The following is a 12,533-nucleotide window of genomic DNA, read 5'->3' as shown; positions in this document are numbered from 1 at the left end:
CCAAAAGTATTACTCATAGTTACTTTTAACTTCGCAGGAATAGCTTCTTTAATGACAATATTCAGATTGGCGGCGATTGCCGGGTCAATCTGAGTCGTATTGATCGTTGGTGCAATTACGCTGTCTCTCATAGAAAGTAGACAGATAATCGCCTCGATGGCTCCTGCAGCACCCAGTAAGTGGCCAGTCATAGATTTGGTTGCACTGATCAGCAGGTTGTTCTTGCCTGTTCCCAATAAATTGATTACAGCATTAGTTTCAGACAAATCTCCTACCGGGGTAGAAGTAGCATGCGTATTCAGGTAATTTACATCATGAATGGTAACACCTGCTTCTTCAAGCGCAAGTGTCATCGCTTTGGAAGCGCCCAATCCTTCAGGATGTGTTGCTGTCATGTGATAAGCATCAGCAGTCATTGCTGCGCCGCCGACTTCAGCATAGATATGCGCACCACGTTTTACCGCGTGTTCATACTCTTCAAGTACTAAGGCACCTGCACCTTCGCCCATTACAAAACCATCACGGTTCACATCAAAAGGTTTTGATGCAGTAAGAGGTGAATCGTTTTGCGCAGACATTGCTTTCATTGCACAGAAACCACCTACCGAAGAAGCGGATATTGGTGCCTCTGAACCACCGGTAACAATGACTTTAGCTTTACCCAGACGGATATAGTTAAAGGCATCCATAATTGCCGTGTTGGAAGTTGCACATGCAGAAACTGCAGTATAATTGATACCCATATAGCCATTGCGGATAGAAATCATACCCGAAGCCATATTGGCGATTAATTTTGGAACAAAGAAAGGACTGAAACGTGGTGTGCCATTGCCCAGCGCATATTCAGAGGCCTGCTCTTCGAAAGTATCCATACCACCCTGGCCTGATCCCCAGATGACGCCTACATCAAAAGGATCCATTTTGTCAAATTCAAAGCCTGAATCCTTTATGGCCTCGTCTGATGCAACCAGTGCATATTGTGTAAAGCGGTCAGTCCTTTTTATATCAGACCTGTCCAGATATTTGGTAACATCGAAATCTTTGAGCTCACAGGCGAATTGAGTACGGAAAAGTGAAGCATCAAACCGGGTGATCTTTGCAGCCCCGCTTTTACCAGCTACGGTATTGCTCCAGAAAGTATTTACATCATTTCCTAACGGGGTTAAAGCCCCGATTCCTGTGATAACCACTCTTTTTAACATATGCTTTTATATAATTTTTGATTTAATCCTGCTTTTGAGCCTGATATACAGCAGCAAAAGTAAGACTATATTTAATACCAAACGGTATAATCCAGGTAAATATTTCCCTCGCCTGTCCGTTTCGGATGCGAAAATACAAATATTAAGGGGCAATTAGATTAATTGTTTGCCCTCTTGCTGTAACCAGTATGATATTTTTTCAGAGATTTCTTTAAGGTGAAGGTATTTAAGCTGATATGATTATATTTGAAGATCAAAATATTAAATATAATGTCAGATCAGAAAAAAGAAATATTCGACAGTGTTGCACAGCGACTAAAGATTGAAGGTTTTAATGTAGTTAACCGTGATGAGACCCGTCCATGGGGAGGTTTTTTTGTAATTGATGAAGAGCAGGCGCAGCAATTTGCAAATGTTTATTTCGACGGATTGAACGTTGAAGATCTTCGTATTGGTGGTAAACTGAGCCCAAAGATCTTAATCGTAGCGCCAAACACCCGTTTATCGTGGCAATACCACCACCGTCGTGCAGAAATATGGCGCGTAGTTAGTGGTACAACGGGAGTGATCACCAGTGAAACTGATGAGCAGGGCGATGTTCAGCAATTGACGCCTGGTACTACCATTAAATTAAAACAAGGTGAGAGACACCGTTTGGTAGGTTTGGATGACTGGGGTATAGTTTCAGAAATCTGGCAGCATACTGATCCTTCAAACCCTTCTGATGAATCGGACATCGTTCGTGTATCAGACGATTTCGGAAGATAATATATAACACATATAACAGATGTACATCGCGTGATGTACATCTGCTTTTTTTATACAGCCCCTTATAAAGGATCGTTTGTTCATCCTTTTCTTAAATCCCCAATTTGAACATCCAAAAGGTGTTCTTTCTCGTTACTATCTATACCCTATGATTATTCTTTTATTTTTTGTTCTGCACTGGTTTCTGTCCCTTTTTTCGCAAACCTTCTTTTTACACCGTTATGCATCGCATAAAATGTTTAAAATGAACGGCTTTTGGGAAAAGGTCTTCTATACCATTACATTTTTATCCCAGGGATCTTCGTTTCTCAACCCGAGGGCTTATGCTATTCTGCACAGGATGCACCACGCTTTTTCAGACACCGAGAGAGATCCGCACTCGCCGCATTTTGTAAAAGATGTATGGGGGATGATGATCCAGACAAAAAATATCTATCTCAATTATGCCAAATACAATGAAGAGCCTGAGGAGCAGTTCCGTGATAAATATCCTTCATGGCCTCTTATCGACCGTATTGGCGATTCGTGGGTAACACGATTGATTTTTATCAGCTTTTACATCTGGTTCTATGTAACCTTTGCTACGGCATGGTGGATGTTCCTGTTGTTGCCGGTCCATTTCCTGATGGGCCCATTGCATGGTGCTATCGTGAACTGGTGCGGACATAAATATGGTTATTCAAATCACGACAACAATGACCATAGTAAAAACTCACTTCCATTGGATTTTCTGATGATGGGTGAGCTGTTCCAGAATAACCACCACAAAAAGCCCAACAGTCCCAATTTTGCTTCCAGATGGTTTGAATTTGATCCTACCTATCCGCTGATGAAGGTGATGCACTGGCTGCATATCATCAGAATCAGAAAAGTATAAAGCTGATTTCCGTTCTTAAAGTCACATTTTCTTAAAACCGGTGAAGGTATAGCAGAAACTCAAATTATACTGATTACAATCCTGTATGTGGTACGATAGTTTAATAGAACAAAATAAAATACCCGATTTTATTCTGCGGGTGGCCGTTCGCTTCCTGATCAGACAACGTTTAAATCATGTGATTGCCGGGGATGCCGAAGTGCAGCAGCAACGCTTTAATGATTTACTGGAGGAACTTAGAAATTCTCCCATTGCAATAAATACTGCTGACGCAAACAGGCAACATTATGAAGTGCCTGCACAGTTTTACCAGTATTGCCTGGGCAAACATCTCAAATATTCTTCGGGATACTGGAGAGCCGGCGTAAACGATATAGATACTTCGGAGGAGGATATGCTGGAGCTGACCTGCCAGCGTGCCGATCTGCAAAATGGTCAGGATATTCTTGAACTGGGATGCGGATGGGGTTCATTGTCCCTGTTTATGGCAGCCAAGTATCCTGAAAGCAGGCTCACAGTTATAACTACCTCCAGTACACAGAAAGCCTATATCGATCAGATTGCCAGAGACAGAAGTCTCAGCAACCTGACTGTGATCACCGCAGATATGAATACCTTCCAGATCCTGCAGCATTTTGACAGGGTGGTTTCTGTGGAGATGTTTGAGCACATGCGCAATTACAAAATGCTGCTCAGCAAAGTGAAGGGATTTCTGAAAGATAACGGCAAGTTGTTCGTCCATACTATTACCCACGAAACCCTTGCCTACAAGTTTGAGGTAAAAGATGAAACAGACTGGATGGGCAAATACTTTTTTACCGGTGGTATGATGCCATCAAAACACTTGCTTACCTATTTTAATGACGACCTGACTATTGATAAACTCTGGGTAATAAACGGGATGAACTATTCCAAAACTGCTGAAGCCTGGCTGAGCAACATGGACAAACACGAACAGGAGATCATGCCCATTTTTGAACAGACCTATGGCAAGGATCAGGCTCTGAAATGCTGGGTATACTGGCGCCTGTTTTATATCGCCTGTGCCGAAATGTTTGGCTACAGGAAAGGAAATGAATGGATGGTGTGCCACTATTTATTTAAGAAAAACAATTAGATGGTAAAGATTGCCAGCGCTGCAGATCAGTGTAAAATGATTTGCCAGGTTTAAAATTTGAAGCAAACCAGAGCTTATAAAAGAACGTATATAACACATATAACTGATAAACTGTAAAACACACACCACCAATAGTAGAGAAGGTTTCCGCGAGGAAGCCTTTTTTTGTTAATTCCTTATAATCATCGTTATCTTAGCAGAAATTATGTGTAGTGCAAATGTGCAATCACGTAAGTAAAGCGCTGTTGCCAATTATTACAATCAATTTTGAATACAAAGACCGGTTCCCTGTTATTGCTGCTGTTTTGCCTGTTTTTTATGGGAGCTGCCCGGGGCCAGTCCATTGTCAGGCTAAGCGGAATTGTACAGGATACTGTTAAAACCGGGATTCCGGGAGCAAACGTACGTTTGATAACGGGGAAGGATACACTGAACTCCAGTACGGACTCTGTGGGTAAATTCAGCTTTACTGTTAAAAGGCCAGCACAATCTTCATCTCCGTTAGTATCTGTATTGGTCAGGGGTGTGGGCTACCTGCCTGCCAGCAGAGATTTTACACTTTCTGCTAAAGGTAATGAACAGGCATTAGCTGCACTGATTTTAAAGGATGCGTCAAACCAGCTTGCTGAAGTAGTCGTTAAAGCTAAAATTATTCCTATGCGGCTGATGAAGGATACTGTAGAATTTAATGCAGCAGCCTATACTGTACGGGAAGGCGATAATGTAGATGAACTGCTGAAACAGTTGCCCGGTGTGGAAATAGATAAGGATGGCAACGTGACGAGTGCCGGTAAGGAAATGACCAAACTGCGCGTTAACGGGAAAGATTTCTTCACCAGCAATGTAAAGGATTTTATTTCGCAGTTGCCTGCCGGGATTGTAGACAAACTCCAGGTGATCGATGACTACGGAGATAAGGCCAACTTTACAGGCGTTAGAAGCGGGGAACCACAGAAAATGCTGAACCTTGTTCTGAAAGACAAACGCAACAGGGGCACATTCGGTAATGCAGGTCTGAGTGCCGGAACGAACGACCGCTATTCTGCCGGCCTCAATGCAAATATCTGGAGAGATGATAAACAACTGGGGGTAAACGCGAAGGCCAGTAATACCAATACAGGTACCGGCATCAATAATTCCACCAATACGGGATTTACTTTCAGGGATAAGCTGGGTAAAAGTACAACAGTTCACGGAAACTATAATTTCCAGCGCAACAGGACTGAACTTAACCAGCAGAATTATATCCAGACCGTTAACTCCCTTGGAACGATTTATAACGAATCCTCCTCCCAGAGCGAGAGTAAGGGGGCCAACCATAACTTTGATCTGGGAGTACAATCCGCAGAGGGCGAGAATTTTATGCAGGGAAGCATCCGTGGTGCTGTAAACAACTCTCTAAACGATGCATTGACCTCATCTAAGCAAACCGGAGTTATTCATCAGGATCTGCTGAATGGTAATCACTCTGATCAGCACAGTCCAAATCTCAATGCAGATTTCAACATAGCCCGTCATTTCAAAAATAAGCCCGGAAGGACAGTATCAGTAGGTATTACAGCCGGAAATACGATAAGTAACTCTATACAGGACCAGAGCAACAGGATTGGTTATTATGATCCTGAGAGTGATCTGCTGGTAAAAGATTCTTTGCGGAACCAGCTGGTAGATACACGTAACCGCATGCGCAATGTCAATGCAACACTGACATATACTGAACCGCTGGGAGATCCATTGGACTCTCTGGTAAAAAAGGGTATAGACTTTAGCTATCTGTATTCATATACCCATACAAGTAATGCACTGGTGACCAACGTGAGGGGTGATATGGATGAATTCAGAAGGGTAGATTCGCTCAGTAACAAGTACACCTCTTCTTTCAGTACGCATACCATCGGATTGAATTACCGTTATACCGCTAAAACACTCAATTACAGTGTTGGTGTGACGGGGCAGCCAAATGTGCTCACCGGGGCTTATGAAGGCCGTGCAGACAAGATCAGCAGAACCGGATTTAACATATCGCCCTTAGCCAGGTTTGATTATACCCCCTCCCCAAAAACTACCTTCAGCCTGGTTTACAGTGGTAACAGTAATGCTCCGGATTTTAACCAGCTGCAGCCGGTAGCTGATACCCGGAATCTCCAGAACGTGATCATCGGAAATCCTGATCTGAAAGCTTCCTTCAACCACACAGTGAATTTAAGTTACCGCTCAGTGAGTCTGGATAACGGAAGTACATTGCAAATTTCAGTAAGGGCTACGGCAGTGCAGGATCAGGTTGTAAGCAATACTGTACTGATCCGTGATACCCTGAACAGCCTGAAGCAGGAAACCCGCTACCTGAACACGGGCGGCAACTATAATTTTGGGAGTAATTATCACTGGTCGCTGCCGCTCTCCGGAAAGAAATTCAATATCGAAGCCAAAGGCGGACTCAGCTATAATCACCGCGTATCCTTTGCCGATAACATCAAAAACTTTGGAAAGGGATTGGGGCTGAACCAGGCATTGTCCCTGCGGATAAACGAAAAATGGCTGATGTTTACTACCAGTGCAGCTTACAATTACAAAAGCAACGTGTACTCGCTGGCCTCCTCCAATTCCAATATCATCCAGACCTGGCTGTTTAACGCAGATGCGAAAACGTTCATTTTGAAGAGCTTAAATGCGGGTGTTACTACCTCCAAAACTATCAATCAGGGCTATGCCATTCCGGGCAGAAACCCGCTGCTGATCGGGGGATACATGGAGAAGACTTTTTTTAACAGGAAAGGCAGTATCAAACTGGAAGGACATGACCTGCTGAACCAGGGCAACAACGTGAACAGAACTATTTCAGATAATTCCATCACTGAGAGCAGGAGCAACCAGGTTACCCGTTACTTCCTCCTGAGCCTGAACTGGAGACTTCAGAGTTTTCCAGGTGCCAGCGCTATGCGCGGCGGTAAGGGCGGCGGCGGAATGAGAAATGGCAGGGGATAAAAAAAGCCCTGATGTGATTACACCAGGGCTCTGTATGAAAACACGGAAGCAGATTAATCTGTTTTCGCTTTTGGTCTTGAATTATTGAACCTGCGGTTACCACCTCCACCATTTCCTGCTGGTTTTCTGGCACCGCTCAGGTTTGGTTTATGTTCAGTTCTTTCCGGGCGTCCGCCTCTTGAAGGCTTGCTTTTACCTTTTGCTTTTGCCGCTGCGGCGCCAGACATCAGGCTCTGCCAGCTCATTGCATAAGGATGGTCTTCCTGTACAGGTATTTTAATGGCAATCAGTTTTTCAATATCATCCAGGTATTCTTTTTCCTCTCCGTCACAGAAAGAGAAAGAGATCCCGCTGTTACCTGCACGGCCGGTACGTCCGATCCTGTGAACATAAGTTTCAGGCACGTTTGGCAGTTCATAGTTGATGACATGGGTAAGTTCATCAACATCAATACCCCTTGCGGCGATATCTGTAGCAACCAGAATACGGGTAGTTTTATCTTTAAAGTTGGTTAAAGCGCGCTGACGTGCATTCTGCGATTTATTACCGTGAATAGCTTCTGCTTTTACACCCACTTTAATGAGGTCCTTAACAATGCGGTCTGCACCATGTTTGGTACGTGTAAAAACCAGTGCCGTTGCGATCGTCTTATCTTTTAAGATATGGATCAGCAGGTTTTTCTTGTCATTTTTGTCTACGTAGTAGATCGACTGCTCAATTTTTTCAGCTGTTGAAGATACAGGGGTAACTTCAACCTTCAGCGGATCGGTCAGGATCGTATTGGCAAGTTTCTGAATTTCAGGAGGCATAGTTGCAGAGAAAAACAGCGTCTGTCTTTTTACGGGCAGCTTGGCTATTGTTTTCTTTACATCATGGATAAAGCCCATGTCCAGCATCCTGTCGGCTTCATCCAGTACAAAGATCTCAACATCCTTCAGGTTAATGAAACCCTGGTTCATAAGGTCGAGCAATCTGCCCGGCGTAGCGATCAGGATATCTACGCCACGGTGTAAAGCATCTGTCTGTGATTTCTGACCAACACCACCAAAGATCACCAGGTGACGCAGTGGCAGGTTCTTACCGTAAGCCTTAAAACTTTCTTCAATCTGGATGGCAAGTTCACGCGTTGGCGTTAATACCAGTGCCCTGATAGGTTTAGGCCCTTTAGCATTTGCATGCTCTTTATTCAGCAGCTGCAGCATCGGAATAGCAAAAGCGGCCGTTTTACCGGTACCAGTTTGCGCACAACCAAGTAAGTCTCTGCTGGTTAATATGGTAGGAATTGATTGTTCTTGTATGGGGGTTGGGTTAGTATAACCCTCTGCTTGCAGCGCTTTTAAGATAGGCTCAATCAGGTTTAATTCTTCGAATAACAATGTGTATGAATTTTAATTTATTTGATACAAAGATACGATAAGTTCTGTAACTATTGCTCTTCTTTAAAACGGCTGAAAAACAGGAGGGCCACGATGCAGAGAACAAAGCCCACAACGCCGTTTAAACGAAGCCCGAAGTCGTTTCCGGGATCTTTTCCATAAACCGTGAGCATAGCAAATATGGCAATACCCAGCGTTTGGCCCAGTTTGACAAAGAGATATTTCACTGCAAAAAACATCCCTTCATGATTTTCTCCTGTTTCTTCGGTGTCCTTTTGCGCAATATCTGCCAGGATTGCATTCGGCAGGATCCCGAGTGCAGCGAGCGGGAAGGAAGCGAAGGTGACCAGGATAAACATCTGTACACGTGGATGAAAGGGCAGCTGGCCAAGAGAATAGATGGTTACAAAGATCAGACTGAGCACTGCAAAGGCAGCGATCACCAGTGCCTTACGCCCAAAACGTTTAGCACCGTAATTGATAAAAGGATAAAAGAGCAGGGAAAGCACCACCATAATTCCCATGAACATCCCCCCGTTGGATTCCGGAAGTTTTAAAAGTACGGTTACAAAATATAATAATCCGCTTGAAATGATACTCAATGCAGTATAATAAGAGAAGTCTGATATCAGGTAATACTTGAAATTCTTATTTCTGAAAGTGCTTTTGATTGCAGGTACAAGGGCTACGTGTGTGGGTTTTCCTTCGCTGTAGTTCCTTTCTTTGATGAAGAGAACAGGAAGGGCCATTGCGATACCTGAGAAGATACTTAATCCGTAAATCGTGTATTGCAAAGCCTCCATACGCTGCTGTACATGAAAAATCTCCTGGATCAGGTCGGCAAAGTTATTTGTTAATGCCGACATGATCATACCCATCACAAAACCCACCTGCTGAAAAGTGGAGAGTTTCACTTTCTTTTCAGTAGTATGTGCCATCTCGGCGAGCAATGCATTGTAGGGGATAATATAGGTAGTGACCGACATGAAAAAGCAGACCAGCATCAGCGTTAGCCACCAGGCATTTGAAGTGCTTTCTTCAATTTGCAGCGGACGAAAGACCAACCCGCAAAAGACCAGGGCAGGAAGAATTGCATACCGCATAATCGGGATTCTTCTGCCATCCGGATGGTCGCTTCCGTCACTAACCGAAGCAATAAAGGGATCGTAGAACGCATCGAACAGTCTGCCCGAAGCAGCGATAAGCGAAAGAATATTGAAAGCACCAAAGACCAGCAACTGCGGCACCAGCGGTTTAAGCCCCGAGTTATTGGGTGGCAGGTAGAAGTAAGGCAGCATGACAATAATAATGTTTGTCATTGTGCTCCATCCCATCATTCCCGCTGCGTACGCAATTTCTTTCCTTAACGGCAGCTCTTTCACAGGCATTGAGGGTAGATGGTTTTCCTACAAAAATAACAAAGGAAATGAATAAAAAATGGATCAGACGGCCGATTCTGTATATTTCTTAAATTGATCGAGAATAGCCTGCCATCCTCCCTGCTGCATCTCAATCGGGTTGGTACCTTCGGGTTCGAAGATCTCTGTTACCTTTGTGCCTTCGGCTGTGCTGATGAAAGTTATTTTCACCTTTCTGTCGTCATCCAGTGTGTACTCAATCAGCTCATTCTGTTTTACGCCGGTGTAAGTGCCGGAGAAATCGAAACTAAAACTCTCGTCTCTCGCAGCCATTGTTGTCTTGAACCGGCCACCCTCACGAATATCATTTTCGGCATACGGAGCATGCCAGTCGGGCGATGCTGCGCACCACCTGGTAATGTGTTCCGGCGCGTTCCACAATTCCCAGACCTTTTCTACGGGAGCATTGATTGTGGTCTCTATGGTAATTCCGTTTTTGATTGTGTGTTCCATATCAGAGTAATTTGGTTGAATAACCGAATATAAATATTCATCTGTAATTCTCCCGTTTTTAATAAGCGATGACCTGAGTACAGCTTCCAGTTTATATCCGTTTTTTTCAAGCACCTTCATTGAAGCAGGATTATATGCAAATACACCGGCAAAAATCCTGAAAAGCTGCAAGTCCTCAAAAGCATATTTTGTCAGGAGTTTAACTGCTGCGGTAGCATAACCTTTGCCCCAGTGTGGTTCGCCAAGCCAGTAACCAATTTCTCCATTTAGTCTATAAACATCATGTTGCGGAACGATGCTGCCGACACCAATGAAAGTTTCCCCCGCGAAAATGCCGAAGGCATGGCCAAGTACTCCCTTTTCAGCCAGATTTAAGAAGTTCCTGGCATCTTCTGTTGTATAGGGATGAGGAAAAGCATCCCGAAGGTTTTTTGCGATCTCAGCATTATCAGCAAGGATCTGCAGTTCTTTGAAGGGGATTGAACCAATGTCTCTCAGATTAACCATAAACTAATTATACAAGGGGATTTAACTTTCCAGCATCTCCAGCTGCCAGATTATTTGTTCTTCGGTCACCGGAAAGGAAGCGTTATCGCGAACTGTGTGAAATACCGCGTTGAATAATTCGTTGTAAGCGCCATCTGGAGCTATCAGGCGTTCTATATGTTTATTGTTCTCTGCATCGATAATCACCAGCTTGCCTTCGCTGCCTTCGGGTTCTATGCCAAACCCTTCATCCACTGGCAGCATGTTCTGAGCCAGTTGTGCTTCCTGAACATCCGTCCGCATCTTTATAAAACTTCCCGATGTGCCGTGCAGCACAAACCCGGCTTCTGGTTCTGCGATGAGCAGGCCGGAAGTTAAATACACATTCAGCTGATTGGGGTACCGCAGATGAAAATGGAAGTAATCATCTACCTCAGAACCCGTTCGGTGTGCAGCAGTAGTTTTTGTATAACTCAGCGGTTTACCCAGTATACAGATTGCCCCATCAATCAAATGAGAGCCCAGGTCATACATCAGGCCGTTGCCTGGTACTTCTTTGCTTTCCTTAAAATGTTTAGTCCCGATTGCCATACGGTAGCGGTCTATTCTGAAATGAATTTCTATCAGCTTTCCAAGCATACCACTTTCTATCACATTTTTCACTGCCAGGAAATCACTGTTGTACCTGCGGTTCTGATAGATCATCACTTTGAGATTAAGTTCCCTAGCAAGCGCAAACAACCTCACTACTTCTGCACTGGTCACGGCCGCAGGTTTTTCAATCAGCACATGTTTTCCTGCATGCAATGCACGTACGGCAAAGTCGTAATGGGTATAATTAGGTGTATTGACTACGATCAATTCAATTTCATCATCGGCAAGCAGTTCATCCACAGTATTGTAGCTCAGCAATCCGGGGTACTTTAATGCTGCGGTCTTAACACTGCGTTCAACTACAGCTTTAAAAATAAAACCGGGGTTGCATGCTAAAAATGGGGCATGGAAGACCTTTCCGGACATTCCGTAAGACATCAGTCCGGTTACGAGGGGTTTTGACATTGACATGAATTAAATGTAAACATTCTATGAAATAAATAGGTTAAGATTGGAACACTAAAATTAGTATTGCATATGCCCAAGTCGCCATTACAGATCCCGGCCTCAAGCCTTGAATTTTTAAAATCCCTGAAACTGAACAACAACCGGGAATGGTTTAATGATCACAAAGATGAATTTCTGGAGCAGCAGGCATACATAGAAACTTTTGCTGAGGGATTAATAGCGGAACTGAATACACAGGATGTGATCGAGACCCTCTCAGGAAAGAAAAGCCTCAGCCGTATTTACCGCGATACCAGGTTTTCTAAAGAAAAAATTCCGTACAAACATTATTTCAACGGCCATTTTTCCCGTTCAGGCAGGCACCGCAGGGGAGGATATTATTTTCGCATTGAGCCAGGTAATACTTTTATTGCGGGAGGGTTCCAGAATCCTAATGCAGAGGATTTAAAGCGTATACGTGAGGAAATTGCGGCCGATCCCTCCGCCCTGAATAAAATAGTACTTGGTAAGCCTTTCAGGGAAACATTTGGAACCCTCAGAGGGGAACAGCTGAAAACAACACCAAAAGGTTTCGACCGTGATCACGAAGCAATCGCCTTATTGCGCTACAAGCAGTTTCTGCTAGTCAGGAGCTTTACAGACGAAGAAGTCCTAAGTGCTTCATTTGTAAAGGATGCGGCGCAGGTGTATAAGCGTATGCTTCCGTTTTTTGATTACATGAGCGAAATCCTGAGTACAGACATAAACGGAGCAGGGATCAGTTAGCAAATTTGCTACTGTTTGTAGCTA

At 43.9% G+C, this 12,533-nt stretch carries 10 protein-coding genes; 5 read left to right on the top strand and 5 right to left on the bottom strand.

Annotation, left to right across the window (positions count from 1 at the left end; all coding sequences use genetic code 11):
• A partial coding sequence (gene fabF, locus ABWY16_RS02115; protein ID WP_353902998.1) for a beta-ketoacyl-ACP synthase II occupies positions 1-1,202 on the bottom strand: 1,202 nt, incomplete at its 3' end.
• Between the two features lie 270 nt (positions 1,203-1,472).
• Here fabF and ABWY16_RS02110 point away from each other — a divergent pair.
• From ABWY16_RS02110 to ABWY16_RS02095, 4 genes are all read left to right on the top strand, one after another.
• On the top strand, positions 1,473-1,970 hold the full coding sequence (locus ABWY16_RS02110) for a cupin domain-containing protein (RefSeq protein WP_265793229.1): 498 nt from the start codon (positions 1,473-1,475) through the stop codon (positions 1,968-1,970).
• A gap of 148 nt (positions 1,971-2,118) precedes the next feature.
• The gene (locus ABWY16_RS02105; RefSeq protein WP_353902997.1) at positions 2,119-2,847 is read left to right on the top strand and encodes an acyl-CoA desaturase; all 729 of its coding nucleotides are present in this window, start codon (positions 2,119-2,121) and stop codon (positions 2,845-2,847) included.
• An 85-nt stretch (positions 2,848-2,932) separates the two neighbouring features.
• Positions 2,933-3,964, top strand: coding sequence for an SAM-dependent methyltransferase (locus ABWY16_RS02100; RefSeq protein WP_353902996.1), 1,032 nt, complete (start codon positions 2,933-2,935; stop codon positions 3,962-3,964).
• A 267-nt stretch (positions 3,965-4,231) separates the two neighbouring features.
• Positions 4,232-6,949 (top strand): outer membrane beta-barrel protein, encoded by a 2,718-nt coding sequence (locus ABWY16_RS02095; RefSeq protein WP_353902995.1) that lies wholly within the window; start codon positions 4,232-4,234, stop codon positions 6,947-6,949.
• A gap of 53 nt (positions 6,950-7,002) precedes the next feature.
• Here ABWY16_RS02095 and ABWY16_RS02090 read toward each other — a convergent pair whose 3' ends face one another.
• The 4 genes from ABWY16_RS02090 to ABWY16_RS02075 are packed head-to-tail and all read right to left on the bottom strand — an operon-like array spanning position 7,003 to position 11,741.
• Positions 7,003-8,325, bottom strand: a complete 1,323-nt coding sequence (locus tag ABWY16_RS02090; RefSeq protein WP_353902994.1) for a DEAD/DEAH box helicase — start codon at positions 8,323-8,325, stop codon at positions 7,003-7,005.
• Between the two features lie 50 nt (positions 8,326-8,375).
• On the bottom strand, positions 8,376-9,713 hold the full coding sequence (locus ABWY16_RS02085; protein WP_353902993.1) for an MFS transporter: 1,338 nt from the start codon (positions 9,711-9,713) through the stop codon (positions 8,376-8,378).
• A 54-nt stretch (positions 9,714-9,767) separates the two neighbouring features.
• Positions 9,768-10,703, bottom strand: a complete 936-nt coding sequence (locus ABWY16_RS02080; RefSeq protein WP_353902992.1) for a GNAT family N-acetyltransferase — start codon at positions 10,701-10,703, stop codon at positions 9,768-9,770.
• A gap of 21 nt (positions 10,704-10,724) precedes the next feature.
• On the bottom strand, positions 10,725-11,741 hold the full coding sequence (locus tag ABWY16_RS02075) for a Gfo/Idh/MocA family protein (protein WP_353902991.1): 1,017 nt from the start codon (positions 11,739-11,741) through the stop codon (positions 10,725-10,727).
• A gap of 72 nt (positions 11,742-11,813) precedes the next feature.
• Here ABWY16_RS02075 and ABWY16_RS02070 point away from each other — a divergent pair, with 72 nt between their 5' ends.
• Positions 11,814-12,509: a DUF2461 domain-containing protein gene (locus ABWY16_RS02070; protein WP_353902990.1), complete on the top strand. Its 696-nt coding sequence runs from the start codon at positions 11,814-11,816 to the stop codon at positions 12,507-12,509.
• Positions 12,510-12,533: the final 24 nt, after the last annotated feature.

The organism is Pedobacter sp. (assembly GCF_040513095.1).
Classification (GTDB): domain Bacteria; phylum Bacteroidota; class Bacteroidia; order Sphingobacteriales; family Sphingobacteriaceae; genus Pedobacter.
The sequence above is the reverse complement of the archived record's forward strand: the minus strand, read 5'-3'. Positions and strand labels throughout refer to the sequence as shown.

Bases quoted from the DNA above. Each gene is read 5' to 3' on its own strand.
- ABWY16_RS02085 (WP_353902993.1), bottom strand. From the start codon at position 9,713: ATGCCTGTGAAAGAGCTGCCGTTAAGGAAAGAAATTGCGTACGCAGCG.
- ABWY16_RS02080 (WP_353902992.1), bottom strand. From the start codon at position 10,703: ATGGTTAATCTGAGAGACATTGGTTCAATCCCCTTCAAAGAACTGCAG.
- ABWY16_RS02110 (WP_265793229.1), top strand. From the start codon at position 1,473: ATGTCAGATCAGAAAAAAGAAATATTCGACAGTGTTGCACAGCGACTA.
- ABWY16_RS02070 (WP_353902990.1), top strand. From the start codon at position 11,814: ATGCCCAAGTCGCCATTACAGATCCCGGCCTCAAGCCTTGAATTTTTA.
- ABWY16_RS02075 (WP_353902991.1), bottom strand. From the start codon at position 11,741: ATGTCAAAACCCCTCGTAACCGGACTGATGTCTTACGGAATGTCCGGA.
- ABWY16_RS02105 (WP_353902997.1), top strand. From the start codon at position 2,119: ATGATTATTCTTTTATTTTTTGTTCTGCACTGGTTTCTGTCCCTTTTT.
- ABWY16_RS02100 (WP_353902996.1), top strand. From the start codon at position 2,933: ATGTGGTACGATAGTTTAATAGAACAAAATAAAATACCCGATTTTATT.